Origin of the sequence: Streptomyces sp. 378, from assembly GCF_030124145.1 — a bacterium.
GTDB lineage: Bacteria > Actinomycetota > Actinomycetes > Streptomycetales > Streptomycetaceae > Streptomyces.
Genome location: NZ_JASKMS010000007.1, coordinates 70,276 through 91,242, shown reverse-complemented (window position 1 = coordinate 91,242; position 20,967 = coordinate 70,276). Strand labels below are relative to the sequence as shown.

The 20,967-nt window shown below is 71.0% G+C and carries 18 protein-coding genes and 1 pseudogene; 7 read left to right on the top strand and 12 right to left on the bottom strand.

Annotated elements, in window-relative coordinates:
• Positions 1 to 42: 42 nt before the first annotated feature.
• The 4 genes from QNO09_RS12340 to QNO09_RS12325 all read right to left on the bottom strand — a co-directional run bounded on the left by QNO09_RS12340 (position 43) and on the right by QNO09_RS12325 (position 4,062).
• Positions 43 to 171 (bottom strand): hypothetical protein, encoded by a 129-nt coding sequence (locus tag QNO09_RS12340; RefSeq protein WP_283970182.1) that lies wholly within the window; start codon positions 169 to 171, stop codon positions 43 to 45.
• A 280-nt stretch (positions 172 to 451) separates the two neighbouring features.
• Positions 452 to 994 carry a GNAT family N-acetyltransferase gene (locus QNO09_RS12335; RefSeq protein ID WP_283970181.1) on the bottom strand — a complete coding sequence of 181 codons (543 nt, stop codon included), beginning with the start codon at positions 992 to 994 and terminating at the stop codon, positions 452 to 454.
• A 74-nt stretch (positions 995 to 1,068) separates the two neighbouring features.
• Positions 1,069 to 2,700 (bottom strand): L-glutamate gamma-semialdehyde dehydrogenase, encoded by a 1,632-nt coding sequence (gene pruA, locus QNO09_RS12330; protein ID WP_283970180.1) that lies wholly within the window; start codon positions 2,698 to 2,700, stop codon positions 1,069 to 1,071.
• A gap of 435 nt (positions 2,701 to 3,135) precedes the next feature.
• Entirely contained in the window at positions 3,136 to 4,062 is a 927-nt protein-coding gene (locus QNO09_RS12325; protein WP_283970179.1) for a proline dehydrogenase family protein, read from the bottom strand.
• A gap of 152 nt (positions 4,063 to 4,214) precedes the next feature.
• On the opposite strand from QNO09_RS12325, the gene QNO09_RS12320 reads away from it, so the two are divergent.
• From QNO09_RS12320 to QNO09_RS12310, 3 genes are read left to right on the top strand one after another with little or no spacing between them, the layout of a single operon-like run.
• Positions 4,215 to 5,633 carry a PucR family transcriptional regulator gene (locus QNO09_RS12320; protein WP_502962285.1) on the top strand — a complete coding sequence of 473 codons (1,419 nt, stop codon included), beginning with the start codon at positions 4,215 to 4,217 and terminating at the stop codon, positions 5,631 to 5,633.
• On the top strand, positions 5,630 to 5,764 hold the full coding sequence (locus QNO09_RS12315) for a hypothetical protein (RefSeq protein WP_283970177.1): 135 nt from the start codon (positions 5,630 to 5,632) through the stop codon (positions 5,762 to 5,764). Before QNO09_RS12320 ends, QNO09_RS12315 begins: the two co-directional genes overlap by 4 nt.
• 3 nt (positions 5,765 to 5,767) lie before the next feature.
• Positions 5,768 to 5,890 carry a hypothetical protein gene (locus tag QNO09_RS12310; protein WP_283970176.1) on the top strand — a complete coding sequence of 41 codons (123 nt, stop codon included), beginning with the start codon at positions 5,768 to 5,770 and terminating at the stop codon, positions 5,888 to 5,890.
• A gap of 10 nt (positions 5,891 to 5,900) precedes the next feature.
• On the opposite strand, the gene QNO09_RS12305 is transcribed toward QNO09_RS12310, so the two are convergent.
• Positions 5,901 to 6,476: a TetR/AcrR family transcriptional regulator gene (locus QNO09_RS12305; RefSeq protein ID WP_283970175.1), complete on the bottom strand. Its 576-nt coding sequence runs from the start codon at positions 6,474 to 6,476 to the stop codon at positions 5,901 to 5,903.
• Between the two features lie 86 nt (positions 6,477 to 6,562).
• Between QNO09_RS12305 and QNO09_RS12300 the strand changes: the two genes are divergently transcribed.
• On the top strand, positions 6,563 to 8,137 hold the full coding sequence (locus tag QNO09_RS12300) for an MFS transporter (RefSeq protein ID WP_283970174.1): 1,575 nt from the start codon (positions 6,563 to 6,565) through the stop codon (positions 8,135 to 8,137).
• A gap of 32 nt (positions 8,138 to 8,169) precedes the next feature.
• On the opposite strand, the gene serA is transcribed toward QNO09_RS12300, so the two are convergent.
• The 6 genes from serA to QNO09_RS12270 form a co-directional block, all read right to left on the bottom strand.
• Positions 8,170 to 9,759: a phosphoglycerate dehydrogenase gene (gene serA, locus QNO09_RS12295; RefSeq protein WP_283970173.1), complete on the bottom strand. Its 1,590-nt coding sequence runs from the start codon at positions 9,757 to 9,759 to the stop codon at positions 8,170 to 8,172.
• A 268-nt stretch (positions 9,760 to 10,027) separates the two neighbouring features.
• Positions 10,028 to 11,026, bottom strand: a complete 999-nt coding sequence (ilvC, locus tag QNO09_RS12290; RefSeq protein WP_283970172.1) for a ketol-acid reductoisomerase — start codon at positions 11,024 to 11,026, stop codon at positions 10,028 to 10,030.
• A gap of 121 nt (positions 11,027 to 11,147) precedes the next feature.
• Positions 11,148 to 11,672 (bottom strand): acetolactate synthase small subunit, encoded by a 525-nt coding sequence (gene ilvN, locus QNO09_RS12285; RefSeq protein WP_010048631.1) that lies wholly within the window; start codon positions 11,670 to 11,672, stop codon positions 11,148 to 11,150.
• 21 nt (positions 11,673 to 11,693) lie between these two features.
• Positions 11,694 to 13,538, bottom strand: coding sequence for an acetolactate synthase large subunit (locus QNO09_RS12280; RefSeq protein ID WP_283970171.1), 1,845 nt, complete (start codon positions 13,536 to 13,538; stop codon positions 11,694 to 11,696).
• Positions 13,539 to 13,768: 230 nt separating this feature from the next.
• Positions 13,769 to 16,756: a putative bifunctional diguanylate cyclase/phosphodiesterase gene (locus QNO09_RS12275; protein ID WP_283970170.1), complete on the bottom strand. Its 2,988-nt coding sequence runs from the start codon at positions 16,754 to 16,756 to the stop codon at positions 13,769 to 13,771.
• A 427-nt stretch (positions 16,757 to 17,183) separates the two neighbouring features.
• Positions 17,184 to 18,134 carry a 2-hydroxyacid dehydrogenase gene (locus QNO09_RS12270; protein WP_283970169.1) on the bottom strand — a complete coding sequence of 317 codons (951 nt, stop codon included), beginning with the start codon at positions 18,132 to 18,134 and terminating at the stop codon, positions 17,184 to 17,186.
• Positions 18,135 to 18,210: 76 nt separating this feature from the next.
• Between QNO09_RS12270 and QNO09_RS12265 the strand changes: the two genes are divergently transcribed.
• The 3 genes and pseudogenes from QNO09_RS12265 to QNO09_RS39920 all read left to right on the top strand — a co-directional run.
• Positions 18,211 to 19,209 carry an aldo/keto reductase gene (locus tag QNO09_RS12265; protein WP_283970168.1) on the top strand — a complete coding sequence of 333 codons (999 nt, stop codon included), beginning with the start codon at positions 18,211 to 18,213 and terminating at the stop codon, positions 19,207 to 19,209.
• A gap of 123 nt (positions 19,210 to 19,332) precedes the next feature.
• Entirely contained in the window at positions 19,333 to 20,502 is a 1,170-nt protein-coding gene (locus QNO09_RS12260) for a PQQ-dependent sugar dehydrogenase (RefSeq protein WP_283970167.1), read from the top strand.
• A gap of 122 nt (positions 20,503 to 20,624) precedes the next feature.
• A pseudogene (locus QNO09_RS39920) lies at positions 20,625 to 20,723 on the top strand (IS481 family transposase); the annotation flags it as partial.
• A gap of 20 nt (positions 20,724 to 20,743) precedes the next feature.
• Here QNO09_RS39920 and QNO09_RS12255 read toward each other — a convergent pair.
• Positions 20,744 to 20,938, bottom strand: coding sequence for a DUF6191 domain-containing protein (locus QNO09_RS12255; protein WP_283970358.1), 195 nt, complete (start codon positions 20,936 to 20,938; stop codon positions 20,744 to 20,746).
• Between the last annotated feature and the right edge of the window lie 29 nt (positions 20,939 to 20,967).

The following is a 20,967-nucleotide window of genomic DNA, read 5'->3' as shown; positions in this document are numbered from 1 at the left end:
CCGCACCGCACCTCGTCGGGCGGCTCCCGTTCCCGCGGCGGCTCAGTGGCCGCTGGATCCGCCGTTGTCCCTGCGGTCGAGGGCGCGCTGGAGCGCCGCGGCGGCGTTCTTGCGGTCTGACTCAGTCGTACGGGAGATGTGACGGACTCGGCGGACGGTCGTCTCGGCCATGGGAAATCGACTCCTTCGACAGCACGGAGTGCACAGAGAGGGTTGCGAGACTCCCCCACTGCCTAATGGGCGTGGGTGGGACCCCCAGAAGGGGCGGGGAGCGGTGCCGCAGGGGTTGCCTGCACGGGGCCCGGCTCACGACCGCCATTCGCTTGGTCGAGCGAGACGTTCGGCTCCTACAAAGCTAAGGGAGCACGGAGCGCCTGTCTCCACAATTACTCGGACTTCCTACTATCTGAGACGGCGGACCCGGTCACACCGTGCTGAGCTGTGGTGATCTCTAGAGCACATCGCCGTCCCGCCAGTCGAAGAGGAGCGGGTGAGCGGGGTCGAGGGAGCCGGCGGGGGCGGTCCGCACATAGGTGCTCCCCTCCTCGTCCGGCATCCGGACGACTCCGTCCCGGGGGCTCAGTGCGTACACCTCCCCCGTCCACGGCTGCCAGCCGCGAGAGGTGTAGAGCCGGGCCCCGTCGTCGCTGGCGGAGAGGGCGCCGAGGTCGTAGGCGCGGTCGACGACGCGCTCCAGTTCCGCCATGACCCGGCCGCCGAGGCCGGTGCGGCGGGCGTCGGCGCGGACGGCGACGTTCTCGACGTAGCCGGTGCGCAACCACCGGTCGCGGTGCCGCACGCGGCGCATCACGACCGCTCCGTGCGCGGCGAGCCCCGAGCCGTCGTGCACGAGGACGTGCATGCCGCCCAGTCCGTGGTCCCAGTCCTCGTCGCCGAAGTCGCCGTCGAACGCGGCGTCCAGGAGGCCGCGTACGGCGTCGAGTTCGGCGGGCGTGAGGTCGGCGGTGTGGGCGGTGCGCGCTCGGGTGGTCATCGGGCCAGTCTTCCGCGCGGACACGCCGACGGGCCAGGTCGTTTCGCGACCTGGCCCGTCGGTGAGGCCGGGTGTCAGCCCATGTGCGGGTAGGTGTAGTCGGTCGGCGGGACCAGCGTCTCCTTGATGGCACGGGTCAGGGTCCAGCGCATCAGGTTCTGCGGGGCGCCGGCCTTGTCGTTGGTGCCGGAGGCACGGCCGCCGCCGAAGGGCTGCTGGCCGACGACGGCACCGGTCGACTTGTCGTTGATGTAGAAGTTGCCGGCCGCGTAACGCAGCCGGTGAGCCGTGTGGGCGGCCGCGGCGCGGTCGCCCGCGATGACCGAGCCGGTCAGGGCGTAGTCGGAGACGGCCTCCATCTGGGTCAGCATCTCGTCGTACCTGTCGTCCTCGTAGACGTGCACGGCGAGGATCGGGCCGAAGTACTCGGTGCGCAAGACCTCGTTCTCCGGGTCCGTGCACTCGATGACCGTCGGACGGACGAACCAGCCCTCGGAGTCGTCGTAGGTGCCGCCCGCGACGATCGTGCAGGAGGCGTCGCCCTCGGCGCGGTCGATGGCGGCCTTGTTCTTGGCGAAGGCACGCTCGTCGATGACGGCGCCGATGAAGTTCGACAGGTCGGTGACGTCACCCATCTTGATGCCGTCGACCTCGGCGGCGAACTCCTCCTTGAAGCCGGAGTTCCAGATCGAGGCGGGGATGTACGCCCGGGACGTGGCGCTGCACTTCTGGCCCTGGTACTCGAAGGCACCGCGGGTCAGGGCGGTCTTGAGGATCGCCGGGTCGGCCGAGGGGTGGGCGACGAGGAAGTCCTTGCCGCCCGTCTCGCCGACGAGGCGCGGGTAGGTGCGGTACTTCTCGATGTTCGCGCCGACCGTCTTCCACAGGTACTGGAAGGTGGGGGTCGAGCCGGTGAAGTGGATACCGGCGAGGTCGCGGTGCTCCAAGGCGACCTTGGAGACCTCGATGCCGTCACCGGTGACGAGGTTGATGACGCCCTTGGGCAGACCGGCCTCCTCCAGCAGCTGCATGAGCAGCACGGCGGCGTGCGTCTGCGTCGGGGACGGCTTCCAGACGACGACGTTGCCCATCAGGGCCGGGGCCGTCGGCAGGTTGCCCGCGATCGCGGTGAAGTTGAAGGGCGTGATCGCGTAGACGAAGCCCTCCAGCGGGCGGTGGTCCAGACGGTTCCACACGCCCGGGGCGTTCGCCGGCGGCTGCTCGGCCAGCAGGTCGCGGGCGTAGGAGACGTTGAACCGCCAGAAGTCGACCAGCTCGCAGGGCGTGTCGATCTCGGCCTGCTGGGCGGTCTTGGACTGGCCGAGCATGGTCGAGGCGGCGAGCGTCTCGCGCCAGGGGCCGGCCAGCAGCTCGGCGGCGCGCAGGATGATCGCCGCGCGGTCGTCGAAGGACATGGCGCGCCAGGCGGGCGCGGCGGCCAGGGCCGCGTCGATCGCGTCCTGGGCGTCCGCCTGCGTGGCGTTGCGGTAGGTGCCGAGCACGGCCTGGTGGTGGTGCGGCTGGACGACCTGGAAGGCCTCGCCGCCGCCCATCCGCTTCTCACCGCCGATGGTGCAGGGCAGGTCGATCGGGTTGTCGGCCAGCTCCTTCAGCCGGGCCTCCAGCCGCGCCCGTTCCGGCGAGCCGGGGGCGTAGCCGCGCACCGGCTCGTTGACGGGGGTGGGGACCTGGGTCACAGCGTCCATGTTTTCCGTAACTCCTTACTGAGCGGTGATTCGGTCTCAGCCCTTGGTGAGCATGCTTCGGGCGAAGAAACGCAGGTTCGCCGGCTTCTCCGCGAGGCGCCGCATGCTGTGCCTTCCCGGGGGGCGACCCCCGGACCCCCGGCAGGGGCCGCAGCACAGGCTCGTTCCATCAGCCACGTGTGATCACACTCCTGGCGAAGAAGCGCAGGTTCGCCGGCTTCTCCGCGAGGCGCCGCATGCCGTGCCTTCCCGGGGGGCGACCCCCGGACCCCCGGCAGGGGCCGCAGCACAGGCTCGTTCCATCAGCCACGTGTGATCACACTCCTGGCGAAGAAGCGCAGGTTCGCCGGCTTCTCCGCGAGGCGCCGCATGCCGTGCCTTCCCGGGGGGCGACCCCCGGACCCCCGGCAGGGGCCGCAGCACAGGCTCGTTCCATCAGCCACGTGTGATCACACTCCTGGCGAAGAAGCGCAGGTTCGCCGGCTTCTCCGCGAGGCGCCGCATGAAGTAGCCGTACCAGTCGGTGCCGTAGGCGGTGTACACCCGCATCCGGTGGCCCTCGGCGGCCAGCCGCAGGTGCTCTTCGCCGCGGATGCCGTAGAGCATCTGGAACTCGTACTCGTCGGGCTTGCGCCCGGCCCGGTGGGCGAGTTCCTGGCCGATCGCGATCAGGCGCGGGTCGTGGGACCCGATCATCGGGTACCCCTCCCCCTCCATCAACGTCCGCAGGATCCGCACGTATGCCCGGTCGATCTCCTGCCTGTCCTGGTACGCGACCGAGGCCGGTTCCTTGTAGGCGCCCTTGACCAGACGGACCCGGCTGCCGCTCGCGGCGAGGCGGCGGGCGTCGTCCTCGGTGCGGAAGAGGTAGGCCTGGATGACGCAGCCGGTCTGCGGGAAGTCCTTCCGCAGTTCCTCGTGGATGGCGAACATCGAGTCCAGCGTGGTGTGGTCCTCGGCGTCGAGTGTGACCGTGGTGCCGATCTCGGCGGCGGCCTCGACGACCGGGCGGACGTTCTTCAGGGCCAGCTCATGGCCGTCCTGAAGCGCCTGACCGAACATCGACAGCTTCACCGACATCTCGGCGCGGGTGCCGAGCTCCAGCGGTTTGAGGCGGTCGACGAGCTCCAGGTAGGCGTCCCGGGCGGCGACGGCCTGCGCGGGATTGGTCATGTCCTCGCCGACGACGTCCATCGTCAGCTCCAGGCCCTGCCCGGTCAGCTTCCGGATGACGGGCACGATGTCGTCGACGTCCTCGCCCGGGATGAAGCGGTCGACGACCTGCTTGGTCACCGGGGCCGCCGAGATCAGGCGTCGCAGCCGGTCGCTGCGCGACGCGGCGAGAATCACGGGACCCAGCACGGGGCACCTCCAGAGCACAAGCAACGTGAGGGCCGGACCTCTCGCGGACGACGCGTCGGGTACGGCACGGAGAACCACCGTGAAACCTAAGGATCCCTTCGATCGTCTGCCATCGACAGCTGTCACGCATCCGTGCCGCAGATCTCAGACAGATGTATGAAGGGGTTCGGGAAGTGCGGGACAATGTCCGGGTGACGTCGGAACACAGGGGCGACTACGAGGAGCTGGTCGACGAGATCTCGGAGCTGCTCGGCGCGCCCGCGACCCTGGAGAACCGGGACTTCGAGCTGATCGCCTTCGGGGCGTACGACAGTGAGGGCGACCTCGATCCGTCGGCCCTGGACCCCGTGCGCACCCGCTCGATCCTCACCCGCCGCTCGACGGCGGCGGTCCGCGCCTGGTTCGAGGGCTTCGGCATCACGCGGGCGACGGGTCCCGTCCGTATCCCCCCGACCCCGGAGGCCGGTGTCTACCGGGGCCGGATCTGCCTCCCCGTCCGCCACCGGGGCGTGGTCCACGGCTATGTCTGGCTCCTGGACGACGATCCCGGCCCGAGCGAGCGCCGGCTCTCCGACGCCATGCGGGTCACGGCCCGCATCGGTGCCCTCCTCGCGGACGAGGCGCAGCACGGCGCCGACCTCAGCCGCGAGCTCCGGGCCGTGCTCACCGCCGAGCGCGGCTGGCAGAGCGACATGGCCGTCGCCGAGCTCCGCACGGCCCTCGGTGCCCGAGCCGACGGTCCGCACACCCTGGTGTGCGTCGCCCCCTGGCCCTCGGCCGATCCGGACGACGCCCCGTCGGTGCGCGCGGTGCCCGGCGCGACGGCCCTGTGCACCCTGCCGTGGGGGGCGACGGCCCAGTGCGTGGCCGTGCTCCTGCGTCTGCGCTCCCCCGAGGTCCTGACTCCGGCCACCACGGCGGCGGGGCGGCTGCTGGAGCGGGTGCGCGGGGCGGGCGGCCCGGCGAGCGCGGCCGGGCAGGGGCCGGGCTCCGGTGGTCCGGGCGGAGCCGCCGCAGGCGGTTCGGACGACGCGGCGAACGGGGTGGGCGGGCCGGCCGGGATGTCACGTTCCGCCAGGTCCCGCCCCACGGCGTCGGCCGACGGAGCGGCCGGTGCCCCCCCGTCCGGCCGCCGCGGTGGCGCGTCGCGCGACACCGCCGGTGTCGCCGCCGGGGTCGCCACCCCCCGTTCCGGCCTCGCCGACCTGGCGGCCGCCTGGTGGGAGGCGTCGGCGGCCGCCCGGGCGGCGCTGGCCGAGGCGCGGCTGGGGCCCGTAGCGCAGTGGACGTCGATCGGGCCGTTCCGGCTGCTGACCGCCCTGCCCCCGGAGATCGCCCGCGACCCCGTCGCCCGGACCCTGCTCGCTCCGGTCCACCACGAACTCGCCCGGACGGCCGAGGTCTACCTCGACTGCGCCGGCCAGGCCGCCCGGGCCGCCGCCGAGCTGGGCGTCCACCGCCAGACCCTGTACTACCGCCTGTCCCGGATCGAGAAGCTCACCGGACTCGACCTGGACGACGGCGAGGACCGCCTGCTGCTGCACATGACCCTGAAGGCACACCGGCTGTGAGGACCGCCTCGTCGCTGCCTCTGCTGCTGGACCTGGACAGCATCCTGGCCGGTGGCGGGGACGCCACGTTCCGTGCGGCGGTGGCGGACTTCCTGACCCTGCACACCCTGCCCGCGCACGACGCCGAGTGAGTGATGACCGTCGAGGCCGCCGGCCGCACGCCCCGCGCCGAGGTGACCCGGGCCGCGGTCGGCACCATCCGGGCCGCCCCCCACACCGCGTCCGCCATCGATCCGCCCGTCGACGCCCCCGGGTGAGGGGGACGCGTCACTTTCCCTCGGCGGCCTCGATCACCCGGCGGAGCCCGGCGGCGAGTTGCTCCGCCTCCGGCGCGCTCTTCGGGTCGAAGGTCCACTGCGCCATGAGCCCCATCATCAGCGTCAGGTAGAAGTACCCGAGGGTGTCCACCTGCTCGTCCGTCACCTCGTCCTCGTGCCCGCCGTGGAAGAGCGTGACGATGCCGCGCGCCCCCTCCCGCTGGGCCCGTGCGAGATGCTCCCGCACTTCCGGCAACTGGTCCCCCATGGCGACGATCTCCATGCTGAGACGCCACATGGACCCGGGGTCGCGCATGGTCCCGATGATGTTCGCCCACACCCCGGTGAACCGTTCCAGGGACCCCGGCTCGCCGCGCGGTTCGCCACCTTCGAAGGCGTCGGACATGCCCTCCACCATCTCGACGTACGCCTGCGCCAGCAGCGCGTCCTTCGAGCCGTAGTGGTAGCCGATCGATGCCAGGTTGGTGCCCGACTCCTTGACGATGTCGCGCGCTGTCGTGCGCAGGAAGCCCTTGGCCAGCAGGCAGCGCTTGGCGCCCTCGAGCAGATCCTCACGGTGTCCCATGCCTCGCCACCTTACCCCTCGATCCAGACGATCGTATTAGACAGTCGTACTAGACATACGTTTAAGACGCTCGTACAGTCCTGCCCATGACGACGAACCCGCGCCCTCCCGCCCTCGCCGGCCGACGCGAATGGACGGCCCTCGGCGTGCTGATGCTTCCGCTGCTGCTGGTGTCGATGGACGTCTCCGTCCTCTACTTCGCGATTCCCGCGATCAGCGCCGACCTGGAACCGAGCGCCACTCAGCAGCTGTGGATCTTCGACATCTACGGCTTCGTACTGGCCGGCCTGCTGATGACGATGGGCTCGCTCGGCGACCGCATCGGCCGCCGCAGGCTCCTGCTGATCGGCGCCGCCGCCTTCGGCGCGGCCTCCCTGGTCGCGGCCTACGCCACCAGTGCCGAGACCCTCATCGCCGCCCGCGCGGTCCTCGGCATCGGCGGCGCGACTCTGATGCCCTCCACGATGGCGCTCGTGCGCACGATGTTCACCGACCCCGCGCAGCGCACCAAGGCGATCGGGGTGTGGTCGGGCGTGATGACGGCCGGCATCGCGCTCGGCTCGGTCATGAGCGGGGTGCTCGTCGAGCACTTCTGGTGGGGCTCGGTCTTCCTGGTCAACCTGCCCGCGATGCTGCTGCTCCTCGTCCTCGGCCCCGTGCTGCTGCCCGAGTCGCGCACCCCGGACCCCGGCCGCTTCGACCTGCTGAGCGTCCCCCTGTCGATGGCGGCGGTGCTCCCCGTGATCTACGGCCTGAAGGAACTCGCGTCCGAGGGCTGGAACGTGCGGTACGTGATGTCGGTGACCGTCGGCCTGCTTTTCGCCGCGCTGTTCGTCCACCGCCAGCGCACGGCGGCCTCCCCGCTGATCTCCCCCGAACTGTTCCGGGGCCGCGGCTTCAGCCCGGCCGTCGTCCTCAACCTCGTCGCCGCCTTCGGCATGATGGGCTCGGCCTACTTCACGACCCAGTACATCCAGTCGGTCCTGGACAACGGCCCTCTGGAGGCGGCGCTGTGGAGCCTGCTGCCGTCGGTGCCCATCGGACTCGCGGCCCCGGTCGGCGCCCACCTCGTCCGGCGGGGCGTTCCCCGCGCATACGTCGTCGGCGGCGGCTTCGCGGTCGCCTCGTGCGGCTACGGGATGCTGGCCCTGGCCGGCACGGACTCCCTGTGGCTGCTGCTGGCCGCCTGCGCCGTCCTGGCCTGCGGCATCGTCATCGTCATGGCCCAGGTGGCCGACCTCGCCCTGAGCTCCGCCCCGGTGGAGAAGGCGGGTGCGGCCTCGTCCCTGCTGGAGACCGGCACGGAGTTCGGCGGCGCGCTGAGCATGGCCTTCCTCGGCTCCATCGGCACGGCCGTCTACCGCCACGAGATCCCGGGCTCTGCGCCCGCTGCGGCCCGCGAGACCCTGGGCGGCGCCCTGGCCGTGGCCGACCGGCTTCCGGGGCGCGCGGGGGACGCCCTGGCGACGGCGGCACGCGAGGCCTTCACCGGCGGCATGCACGCGGCGGCGATCACGGGCGCGGTCCTGCTGGCCGGGGCGGCGGCAGCGGCGGCGGTGACCCTGCGGCGGGTCCCCGCCCGGGTGCCGGTGGGGGAAAACACCGAACGGGCCGACACTGTCAGCCCGTCCGGTGTGTGCGGATCAGCCCGCTCGCGGTGAACGGGGGCCCGGAGGCGAAGCCCCCGGGAAGGTCAGGCCAGGTTCACGGAACGCGCGGACGTGGCACCGATCTCCGCAGCGACCTCGGCCAGCACGCCCGCGGTCACCGTGTCGTCCACGGTCAGCACCGCCAGCGCCTCGCCACCGGCCGCCGCCCGCGACACCTGCATGCCGGCGATGTTGAGACCCGCCTCGCCGAGGATGCGGCCCACCGTGCCGACGACGCCCGGCCGGTCCTCGTACTTCAGCACGATCATGTGGTCGGCGAGCGCGAGGTCGACGTCGAACTCCCCGACGGCGACGAGCTTCTGCAGGTGCTTGGGGCCGGCCAGCGTGCCGGACACCGACACCTCCTCGCCATCGGCGAGGGTGCCGCGCACCGTGACGACGTTGCGGTGGTCGGTCGCCTCGGAGCTGGTGGTGAGGCGCACCTCGACACCCCGCTCCTGGGCGAACAGCGGGGCGTTGACGTACGACACCGTCTCGTCGACGACGTCCTCGAAGACACCCTTGAGCGCGGACAGCTCCAGCACCTTCACATCGTGCTGGGTGATCTCACCGTAGACCTCGACGTCGAGGCGGACCGCGACCTCACCGGCGAGCGCGGTGAAGATCCGGCCCAGGCGCTCGGCGAGCGGCAGGCCCGGCTTGACGTCCTCGGCGATGACACCACCCTGCACGTTCACCGCGTCCGGCACGAGCTCACCGGCGAGGGCGAGACGCACCGAGCGGGCGACGGCGATACCGGCCTTCTCCTGCGCCTCGTCGGTGGAGGCACCGAGGTGCGGGGTGCAGACGACCTGGTCGAACTCGAACAGCGGGGAGTCCGTGCAGGGCTCCTTCGCGTACACGTCGAGACCGGCACCGGCGACCCGGCCCTCCTTGAGGGCGGAGTACAGCGCCTCCTCGTCGACGATCCCACCGCGCGCGGCGTTGACGATGCGCACGCTCGGCTTGACCTTGCGCAGCGCCTCGTCGCCGATCAGGCCGAGGGTCTCGGGCGTCTTGGGGAGGTGGACGGTGATGAAGTCGGAGACCTCGAGCAGTTCGTCCAGCGACAGCACCTTGACGCCCATCTGCGCGGCGCGGGCGGGCTGCACATAGGGGTCGTAGGCGACGACCTTCATACCGAAGGCCGACATGCGCTGCGCGACGAGCGCGCCGATGCGGCCGAGGCCGACGACACCGAGGGTCTTCTCGGCCAGCTCGACACCCGTGTACTTGCTGCGCTTCCACTCGCCGTTCTTCAGCGCGGCGTTCGCCTGCGGGATGTTCCGGGCGGTGGCGACGAGCAGACCACAGGCCAGTTCGGCGGCGGTCACGATGTTCGAGGTGGGGGCGTTGACGACCATCACACCGGCCTTGGTGGCGGCGGAGACATCCACGTTGTCCAGGCCGACGCCGGCTCGTGCGACGACCTTCAGCTTGCTCGCGGCGGCGATCGCCTCGGCGTCGACCTTGGTGGCCGAACGGACCAGGATCGCGTCCACGTCGGCGATGGCCGGGAGCAGCTCGGCCCGGTCCGCGCCGTTGCAGTGGCGGATCTCGAAGTCCGGGCCCAAGGCGTCGACGGTGGCGGGCGACAGCTCTTCAGCGATGAGTACGACGGGTTTCGAGCTCACGTGAGTCCTCACAAGTCCAGTGCTGCGGACGGCCGTCCCGACGGCCGCAGGCGGTGGAGGGTTGCTTGCCGCGTGGAAGACGCACGACGCTGTGGGCCTGACGCGTATGTGTGCAGCAGTCTAGTGGCGCCGGGGGCATCGTCCTGTGCCGCTGCGGAAGGATCACCCGTCCGTGGCCGGACGAGATGGACAACGCCGTACCACCGACGTTACCCGCGGTTCGCCGAAGGGGCCGGAGCGGGATGCTCCGGCCCCTCGGCCGTGAGGCTTACGCCTCCTCGTCGACCCAGCTCATGAGCTTGCGCAGCTCCTTGCCGGTGGTCTCCAGCAGGTGCTCGGAGTCCTGGGTCTTGTACTCGTTGTACTTCTTCAGACCGCCGTGGTACTCGTCCATCCAGGTCTGGGCGAAGGTGCCGTCCTGGATCTCGGCGAGGACCTTCTTCATCTCGGCCTTGGTGGCGTCCGTGATGATGCGCGGGCCGGTGACGTAGTCGCCCCACTCGGCGGTCTCGGAGATCGACCAGCGCATCTTCTCCAGGCCGCCCTCGTACATGAGGTCGACGATCAGCTTCAGCTCGTGCAGGCACTCGAAGTAGGCGATCTCCGGCTGGTAGCCCGCCTCGGTCAGCGTCTCGAAGCCCGCCTTGACGAGGGCCGCGGTACCACCGCAGAGCACGACCTGCTCACCGAACAGGTCGGTCTCGGTCTCCTCGGTGAAGGTCGTCTTGATGACGCCGGCGCGGGTGCCGCCGATGCCCTTGGCGTACGACAGGGCCAGCGCGAAGGCGTTGCCCGTGGCGTCCTGCTCGACGGCGGCGATGCAGGGAACGCCGCGACCCTCCTCGTACTGGCGGCGCACCAGGTGGCCCGGGCCCTTGGGGGCGACCATGCAGACGTCGACGCCGGCCGGGGGCTTGATGAAGCCGTAGCGGATGTTCAGGCCGTGGCCGAAGAACAGCGCGTCGCCGTCGTTCAGGTTCGGGGCGATGTGCTCCTCGTAGACCTGGGCCTGGATGGGGTCCGGGACGAGGATCATGATGACGTCGGCCTCGGTGGCGGCCTCGGACGGGCTCACCACGCGCAGGCCCTGCTCCTCGGCCTTGGCTTTGGACTTGGAGCCCTCGTGCAGACCGACGCGGACGTCGACACCCGAGTCACGGAGCGACAGCGCGTGGGCGTGGCCCTGGCTGCCGTACCCGATGACCGCGACCTTGCGGCCCTGGATGATGGACAGGTCGGCGTCGGCGTCGTAGAACAGCTCGGCCACTTTGGGTTCTCTCCTCGGGAGTGCAGGTGTTGCGTCCCACCGTATGACGGGGGGCGGAAGGGAAGCTTGAGGGTCTCGGAATACGGGCGGCCGGCGGCGCGCCGACCGCCCGTTCCGGGTCTTACGCCGACCGGTCCAGGGCGCGCAGCGACCGGTCGGTGATGGAACGGGCACCGCGGCCGATCGCGATGGTGCCGGACTGGACGAGCTCCTTGATGCCGTACGGCTCCAGCATCTTGAGCATCGCGGACAGCTTCTCGCCGGATCCGGTGGCCTCGATGGTGACGGCCTCCGGGGAGACGTCGACGGTCTTGGCGCGGAACAACTGGACGATCTCGACGATCTGGGAGCGCGTCTCGTTGTCGGCGCGCACCTTCACCAGGACGAGTTCGCGCTGCACCGCCTGCGACGGCTCCAGCTCGACGATCTTCAGCACGTTGACGAGCTTGTTGAGCTGCTTGGTGACCTGCTCCAGCGGCAGGTCCTCCACGCCGACGACGATGGTGATGCGGGAGATGTCGGGGTGCTCGGTGACACCGACCGCGAGCGAGTCGATGTTGAAGCCGCGGCGGGAGAACAGGGCGGCGATCCGGGCGAGGATGCCGGGGGTGTTCTCCACCAGGACGGAGAGCGTGTGCTTGGACATGATCTGCTTCCTTTACGGCTCTCAGTCGTCTTCGTTGTCGCCGAAGTCGGGGCGGACGTCCCGGGCGGCCATGATCTCGTCGTTGGAGGTGCCGGCGGCGACCATCGGCCACACCATCGCGTCCTCGTGGACGATGAAGTCGACGACGACCGGGCGGTCGTTGATCGAGTTCGCCTCTTCGATGACCTTGTCGAGGTCGTCCGGGGACTCGCAGCGGATCGCGTAGCAGCCCATGGCCTCCGACAGCTTCACGAAGTCGGGGACGCGGGTGCCGCGGGCCCCGGGGTTGACGTCGTCCGGGCCGGAGTGCAGCACGGTGTTGGAGTACCGCTGGTTGTAGAAGAGGGTCTGCCACTGGCGGACCATCCCGAGCGCGCCGTTGTTGATGACGGCGACCTTGATCGGGATGTTGTTCAGGGCGCAGGTGGCGAGCTCCTGATTGGTCATCTGGAAGCAGCCGTCGCCGTCGATCGCCCAGACCGCCCTGTCCGGAGCGCCGGCCTTGGCGCCCATGGCGGCCGGGACGGCGTAGCCCATGGTTCCGGCGCCGCCGGAGTTCAGCCAGGTGCCCGGCTTGTCGTACTCGATGTAGTGCGCGGCCCACATCTGGTGCTGGCCGACGCCCGCCGTGAAGATCGTGCCCTCGGGAGCGAGCTGTCCGATGCGCTCGATGACCTGCTGCGGGGAGAGCGAGCCGTCATCGGGCTGGTCGTACCCGAGCGGGTAGGTCTCGCGCCAGCGGTTCAGGTCCTTCCACCACATGCCGTAGTCGCCCCGGTGGCCCTCGCTGTGCTCCTTCTGCACGGCCTGGACCAGGTCGGCGATGACCTCGCGGGCGTCACCGACGATCGGCACGTCGGCAGCCCGGTTCTTACCGATCTCGGCCGGGTCGATGTCGGCGTGGACGATCTTGGCGTGCGGGGCGAAGCTGTCCAGCTTGCCGGTGACGCGGTCGTCGAAGCGGGCGCCGAGGGCGACGATCAGGTCGGCCTTCTGCAGGGCGGTGACGGCGGCCACCGAGCCGTGCATGCCGGGCATGCCCAGGTGCTGCGGGTGAGTGTCGGGGAACGCGCCGAGCGCCATCAGGGTCGTGGTGACGGGCGCGCCGGTGAGCTCGGCGAGGACCTTCAGCTCGGCGGTGGCCTGGGCCTTGAGCACGCCGCCGCCGACGTACAGCACGGGCCGGCGGGCCTGGGTGATCAGCTTGGCGGCCTCGCGGATCTGCTTGGCGTGCGGCTTGGTCACCGGGCGGTAGCCGGGCAGGTCCATGGCCGGCGGCCAGGAGAAGGTGGTCTTCGCCTGGAGGGCGTCCTTGGCGATGTCGACCAGGACCGGGCCGGGACGGCCGGTGGAGGCGATGTGGAAGGCCTGGGCGATGACCCGCGGGATGTCATCGGCCTTGGTGACGAGGAAGTTGTGCTTGGTGATCGGCATGGTGATGCCGACGATGTCCGCCTCCTGGAAGGCGTCCGTGCCGATCGCCTTGGAGGCCACCTGTCCGGTGATCGCGACCATCGGCACCGAGTCCATGTGCGCGTCGGCGATCGGCGTGACCAGGTTGGTCGCGCCGGGGCCCGAGGTCGCCATGCAGACGCCGACCTTGCCGGTGGCCAGCGCGTACCCCTCGGCCGCGTGACCGGCGCCCTGCTCGTGGCGCACCAGGACGTGGCGGACGCGGGTGGAGTCCATCAGCGGGTCGTACGCCGGGAGGATGCAACCACCGGGAATGCCGAATACCGTGTCGGCGCCGACCTCCTCGAGAGAGCGGATGAGGGACTGCGCGCCCGTCACCTGCTCGGGGGCGGAGTGTCCTCCGGATCGGGGCCGGGGCTGCGGGTGGTGGGCCCCGGTGGCCTGCTCGGTCATCGGCATTCTCTTCTCAGATGCTGAGGGTTTTTGCGAGGTTTGGACGGTCTTCGGCTGCTGCACGAAAGGCGCCTGTGCAACAAAAAACCCCTCGTGCCATGAGGCAAGCGAGGGGAGCGCGCCGGGTGGGGTCGCTGAGCGGTCGAGGCTCAGCGTCAGCCGACGCGCTTTCCAAGTACGAGAATTCGGGTGCGCATGGCACTGACCCTCCCCCCGGCACGCACTCACTGTCAAGTGGGTGGGACGGGAGTCTCATTATGTGAACGGAGGGCCGTGCCGCCTCCGATGACGGCGGACACACCCGAGCTGTACACCCGCGGGGTGCCCCCCGCGAACGCCGGTTCGACCGGTCCGTTGGGCACCGGACAGCGGCCGGAAGCGAGCGCCCGGCGCAGCCGGTACTCGTCGAGCGGCCCGGAGAACGCCATACCCTGCCCGTGGGTGCAGCCCATCGCGCGCAGGGCGATGACCTGCTCGGGCAGATCCACCCCCTCGGCCACGGACTTCAGCCCGAGATCGCCGGCGATGCGCAGCAGCCCGCTGGTGATCTTGTACAGCCGTGCGGACTCGACGACGCCGTCGACCAGGCCGCGGTCGAGCTTCAGGACGTCGACGGGGAGCCGCCTGAGGGCCGTGATCGCCGCGTAGCCGCTGCCGAACCCGTCGAGCGCGATCCGTACACCGACCCGCCGCAGGGCGCTCAGGCGCCGCTCCAGCTCGTCCAGCGAGACCCTGGGGTCGGCGTCCGACAGCTCGATGATCAGCGCGCCGGGCGGCAGCCCGTGCCGCGTGAGCAGCGCCTCGATCGAGCCGGCAGGCATCGACCGGTCCAGCAGCCGGCGGGCACTCATCCGGACGACGACCGGCACGGACAGCCCGGCCGCGTGCCGCTCGGCGGCCTGCTGGACGGCCTCCTCGATCATCCAGCGGCCCAGCTCGGCGGTCTTGTCGCTGTCCTCGGCAACCCGCAGGAACTCCGCGGGGGTGAAGAGCACCCCCTGCGAGGAACGCCAGCGCGCCTGCGCGGACACCGACGTGATCCGGCCGTCCTCCAGGGACACCACCGGCTGGTGCAGCAGGGCGAACTCCCCGTCGTGCAGCGCGGCCCGCAGGCGGGTGGCCAGCTCGGCCTTGCGGACGACGTCCTGCTGCATCTGCGGCTTGTACAGCTCGACGCGGCCCTTGCCGCCGGCCTTGGCGCGGTACATCGCCAGGTCGGCGTTGCGCAGCAGTTCGCCCGCGCCGAGGCCGGCGTCCGCGAAGGCCACGCCGATGGAGGCGTTGACCCGGACATCGTTGCCGTCGATGAGGTAGGGCTGGGACAGCGTCGCCCTGAGGCGGTCGGCGAGCTCCAGGATGTGCCGCTCCCGGGCGTCCCGGTCGCGGGTGTTGTCCCCGGCGATCAGGGCCGCGAACTCGTCTCCGCCGAGCCGGGAGGCGGTGTCGCCGTGCCGGACGGATTCCTGGAGTCTGCGGGCTGCCTGGACGAGCAGCTCGTCCCCGGCCTGGTGCCCGATCGTGTCGTTGACGGCCTTGAAACCGTCGAGGTCGATGAAGAGCACGGCCGTGTTCCGCAGGGCCACGCCCCGGTCGGAGGCGCGGCGGCCCGAGAGGGCGTGCTGGACGCGCTTGGTGAACAGGGCCCGGTTGGGCAGGTCGGTGAGCGGGTCGTGTTCGGCGTTGTGCTGCAACTGGGCCTGAAGCCGCACCCTCTCGGTCACGTCCCGGCTGTTGAAGATGAGGCCGCCGTGATGGCGGTTGACGGTCGACTCGACGTTCAGCCAGCCTCCGTCGCCCGAGCGGAAGCGGCACTCGATGCGGGTGGTGGGTTCCTCGACGGGGTGGGCCGCGAGGAATCTGCGCACCTCGTGCACGAGGCACCCCAGATCCTCGGGGTGGATCAGGCCGGCCAGTTCCGTACCCACCAGCTCCTCCGCCGAGCGGCCGTACACTCCGGCGGCGGCCGGGGAGACGTACCTGAGGACGCCGCTGGGGGCGGCGATCATGATGACGTCGCTGGAGCCCTGCACCAGGGAGCGGAAGTGGTTCTCCTTCTGCGCCAGTTCCTGGGTGAGGGTGATGTTGTCGAGCAGCATGATGCCCTGGCGCACGACGAGCGCGAGGACCACGGTGCCCCCGGTCAGCAGGACCACGCGGTCGACGCTGCGGCCGTTGAGGACGTTGTAGAGGATGCCCAGGGTGCACACGGCGGCCGCGAGGTACGGCGTGAGGGCGGCGAGGGAGCCGGCGATGGGCCGGGAGGCCGGGTACCGGCTGTGCTCGGTGCCCGGCAGCGGCACCTGGTGGGATCCGCCGCGCTGCCCGGGCACGTGCTCGTGCACCACGCGGGTGTGCCCCGTGCCGTGCCGGTCGGCGTCCCGGGTCCCGGCCCACGGGGCGTACGCCAGGAGCAGCGAGCCCGCGAACCAGCCCGCGTCGAGCAGCTGGCCGGAGCGGTAGTCGTAGCGCATGAGCGGCGAGGTGAACAGGGCGTCGCACATCACGGTCAGCGCGAGGGCGCCGATGGCGGTGTTGACCGCGGAGCGGTTCACCGCGGACCGCCTGAAGTGCAGGGCGAGCACCATGCTGACCAGCGCGATGTCGAGCAGCGGATAGGCCAGTGACAGCGCGATGTGCGTCACCCCGGGGCCTTCCGACCTCGCGGCCTGGGCGAGGGCGAGGCTCCACGCCAGCGTGAGCAGCGAGCCGCCGATCAGCCAGGCGTCCAGCCCGAGGCAGACCCAGCCGGCCTTGGTCACCGGCCGCTTGGCGAGCACGAGCAGCCCGACGATGGCGGGCGGCGCGAAGCAGAGGAAGAACAGGTCGGCGTAGCTGGGACTGGGCACGGGCAGTCCCAGGACCACCTCGTACCACCCCCAGACCAGGTTGCCCAGGGCGGCCATGGTCGAGGACAGGCCGAACAGCAGCCAGGCGGATCGAAAGCGGGTGCGGCGGCTGCGGGCGTAGAGGAAACACGAGACGGCGGCGGTGCCGGCCGCTGCGCTCAGCCCGAAGTCGCCCATGAACAGGGCCACTTCGTTCGAACCCCAGCCGAGCGCGGCACCGATGGCGTATACCGCGCAGACCAGGGCGAGGACGAGTTGGAGGGCCAGGCCCGGCCGGCGGCCGGAGACCGGCGTGCGAGGCAGCAGCGCGCTCGGTGACGAAGGCTGTGCTCGCAGCGCTCCGTCCAGCGTGGGGGTGGGGGGCGCGCTCACCGGGTGCTCCCGGTCCGCACCGCTCCCGGGTCCCGGTGGTCCGGCTGGTGGTGCCTTCTGCGGCTGCCGGGCCTGCGGGGGCTGTGGCTCTGTTCGGTGTGGTGTCCGCTGCGGCGTTCGCTGTGGTGGGTGTGGTGGCCGCCGTGACCGGCGTGGTGACCGCGTCCGCCGGCGGTCGTCCGCCAGGGTCGCCGCCGGCCGCCCCGCCCCGTCGGATCGCTCGTCCAAAGGCCGTGCATCGCCTGTCGCCCCCCTCACAGTCTGAAGTGTCCGTCCCCGGCGCCGAACGGTCCCCGGCGCTGCCCCTGTCGGGACGATACACCAGTCTCGTCACTCAGGGACATAGGTTCTCTACGCTCCGTGACGATCAACAGATAGATGAGTACCCACCGCGCCCGAAGGATTGCGGACGGTACTCGAAGGTCTCTCAGTCGGTTGATGCACCCGTCGTGAGAATCACGTTGCGGAGCGGCTCCCGGTTCACATATCGGCGCACCTGGTCCACCAGGAGCCGCTTGGCGCGCGGGAGGAACGCGGAGGTGGGACCGCCGACATGGGGGCTGATGAGTACCCCCGGCGCACGCCACAAGGGGTGTTCGCGCGCCAGCGGCTCCGGATCGGTGACGTCGAGGGCGGCGGTGATGCGGCCGCTCTCCAGCTCGGCGAGCAGGGCCTTGGTGTCGACGACGGGACCGCGGGCGACGTTGACGAGGAGCGCGCCGTCCTTCATCCGGGACAGGAAGTCGGCTCCGGCCAGGCCACGGGTGGTTTCCGTGAGCGGGGTGGACAGGATGACGACGTCCGCCTCCGGCAGCAGGGCGGGCAGTTCGGTGAGCGGATGCACAGGACCGCGCGCCGTGGTGCGCTCGGAGCGCGCGACGCGCGCCACCCGCGCCACCTCGAACGGAACGAGCCGGTCCTCGATGGCCTCGCCGATCGAGCCGTATCCCACGATGAGGACGTTCTTGTCGGCGAGCGCGGGCCGGAAGCCGCCGAGCCACTCCCCCCGGTCCTGCGCGCGGACGAAATCGGGGATCCCGCGCAGTGAGGCGAGGATCAGCGCGAGGGTGAGCTCGCCGGTGCTGGCCTCGTGCACCCCACGCGCGTTGCACAGCCGCACGCCCGCGGGCAGGTGCCCGAGCCCCGGCTCCACGTGGTCGATGCCGGCGGAGAGGGTCTGCACGACCCGCACGTTGCTCATCCGCCCCAGGGGACGCACGCAGAGCGGACTGGGCTTCATGTAGGGGACGACGTAGAAGGCGCAGTCGGCCGGATCCGCGGGGAAGTCCTCGGCGCCGTTCCAGAACCGGTAGTCCGGACCCTCGGGGAGTCCCTCGATCTCGTCCGGCGGGATGGGCAGCCACACGTCAGCAGTCATGCTCTGGAGGCTATGTCAGGAGCGTGCGACGGCAGAGGTTAGGTTGGGTGGCCGGAACAGGGAGGGTCACGACCAGGTGGAGCGCAGGACGATCGGCGCGGCGGCGCTCGCGGTGGGGGCCGTCGGACTCGGATGCATGCCGATGAGCTGGGCCTACAGCGCGTCGCGGCGGCGCGGCGACGAGTCGCTCAGGGCGGTGCACCGGGCGCTCGACCTGGGCGCGTCCCTGCTGGACACGGCCGACATGTACGGCCCCTTCACCAACGAGCTGCTGGTGGGGCGGGCGTTGAAGGAGCGGCGGTCCGACGCGTTCGTGTCGACGAAGGTCGGGCTGCTCGTGGGCGACCAGCACATCGTCGCCAACGGCCGCCCCGGGTATGTGAAGCGGGCCTGTGACGCGTCGTTGCGGAGGCTCCAGACGGACGTCATAGACCTCTACCAGTTGCACCGGGCCGACCCCGAGGTGCCGGTCGAGGAGACCTGGGGCGCGATGGCGGAACTCGTCCGGGCCGGGAAGGTACGGGCGCTGGGCCTGTGCGCGGTGGGCGCGCGGGCCGGCCGCCGCGCCGGGACCCGGTTGCACGACGGGACGATCCGGCAGCTGGAGCGGGTGCAGCAGGTCTTTCCGGTGAGCGCGGTGGAGGCGGAGCTGTCGGTGTGGTCGCCGGAGGCGCTGGAGGCCCTGCTGCCGTGGTGCCGGACGCGGGGTGTCGGTTTCCTCGCCGCGATGCCGCTGGGCAACGGCTTCCTGACCGGCAGACTGCGGCCCGGCGCGGGCTTCGAGGCGGACGACCTGCGCGCCCGCCACCCCCGCTTCACGGCCGAGATGATGGCCGCGAACCAGCCGTTCGTCGCGGGCCTGCGCCGTGTGGCCCGCCGGCACGGCGCGGACGTCACGCCCGCCCAGGTCGCCCTCGCGTGGGTGCTGGCCCAGGGACCGCACGTGGTCCCCGTCCCGGGCACCAAGCAGGAGCGCTGGGTCACGGAGAACGCGGCCGCGACGGCACTGCGCCTGACCCCCGACGATCTCCGGGAGATGGCCCGGCTGCCCCCGGCCCAGGGGTCGTGGGACTGAGCCGGTCCCCGCCGGGCGCGTATCGGGCAAACCCCGTGTTCTCGTTTCGGCCTTGCGTGATCGGGAACTTCGGAGCCGTGAGCGGTGTATGACAGGGAGAGGACCTGCCCCGTCGAAGGGACCATGATCGTGCATCGTCGAGCCGTCCCGGCCGTGCTGGCCGCCGCCGCGCTCCTGCTGACGGCAGGTTGCTCCAACGACGAAGGGCCGTCCGGTGCCGACGACAGCTCCTCCCCCGGCCGTACGGCGCCGGGGTCGTCCGCGCCACCGCGGCAGGCCGCCGAGGAGACACCCCCCGCGAAGGGCTCGGTGAAGGTGGTGCGCACCGTCGCCGAGGACCTGGAGTCCCCCTGGGGGCTCGCTCCGCTGCCGGACGGCGACCTGCTCGTGTCCTCCCGGGACGAGGGGACGATCGTCCGGGTCGACGAGAAGACCGGCGAGAAGACCGAACTGGGTGAGGTGCCGGGGGTCTCGGCGGCCGGCGAGGGCGGTCTCCTGGGGCTCGCCCTGTCCCCCCAATACGCCTCGGACCACATGGTCTACGCGTACTTCACCTCGGCCTCCGACAACCGCATCGTCCGCATGAGCTACGACGAGGAGAAGCCCCCCGGCGAGCAGCTCGGCGCGCCCGACACGGTCTTCCGGGGCATCCCCAAGGGCTTCGTCCACAACGGCGGGCGCATCGCGTTCGGCCCGGACAAGATGCTGTACGTGGGCACCGGCGAGAGCGGTGACACCGGTCTGTCCCAGGACAAGGACTCCGTGGGCGGCAAGATCCTGCGCCTGACCCCGGAGGGCGAGCCGGCGCCGGGCAACCCGTTCCCGGACTCGCCGGTGTACTCCTACGGCCACCGCAATGTGCAGGGCCTCGCCTGGGACGGCGAGCAGCGGCTGTTCGCCTCGGAGTTCGGCCAGGACACATGGGACGAGCTCAACGCGATCAAGCCGGGCGACAACTACGGCTGGCCGGAGGCCGAGGGCCGGTCCGACGACAAGCGGTTCCACAACCCGGTCGACCAGTGGAGCACGGCCGAGGCCTCCCCCAGCGGCATCGCCTTCGCCGAGGGGTCGATCTGGATGGCGGGGCTGCGCGGCAAGCGGCTGTGGCGCATCCCGCTGAACGGCACCGAGACCTCGGCCGAGCCGCAGGCCTTCCTGGAGGGCGAGTACGGCCGGCTGCGCACGGTGGTGCCGGCGGGCGGCGACCGGCTGTGGCTGGTGACCAGCAACACGGACGGCCGGGGCGACCCGAAGGACAGGGACGACCGGATCCTCGAACTGAAGGTGGACTAGGTGTTCTGTCCCGGGAGGTTGTGGACGGTGACAGGGCTCACGGCTGATCGATCTTGAAATGGGTGAGGGCCTTCTGGCCTGGTGTGGATTGCGACATCTGCACCAGCAACAGAAAGGCCCTCGTGCCCCACCGTAATGCACCGCTGACCGAGACCGGCCGCCTGCGTCTGGCCCGCTGCGTGGTCGAGGACGGGGGAGCGTGCCGGGCGTCGCGACGCCGCGGAGATCCATCGGAAGGGGCCTAGCGGCCCGGATCCACCGGGTGCTCCGGGTGCTCCGGCTCCTCCTCGGGCGGGCGCACGACGACCTTCCCGGACGCGAGATCTATCGGCCCGCGTCCGGGATCGCCGTCCCCGACGTCCTCACGGGTCAGTTCCAGGCGGTTCTGCTCGTCGCGGGTGTGCTTGCGCCCGGGTGAGAACAGTTCCTCGAACACGTTGAACAACTCAGCCTCCCAGGGCCGCG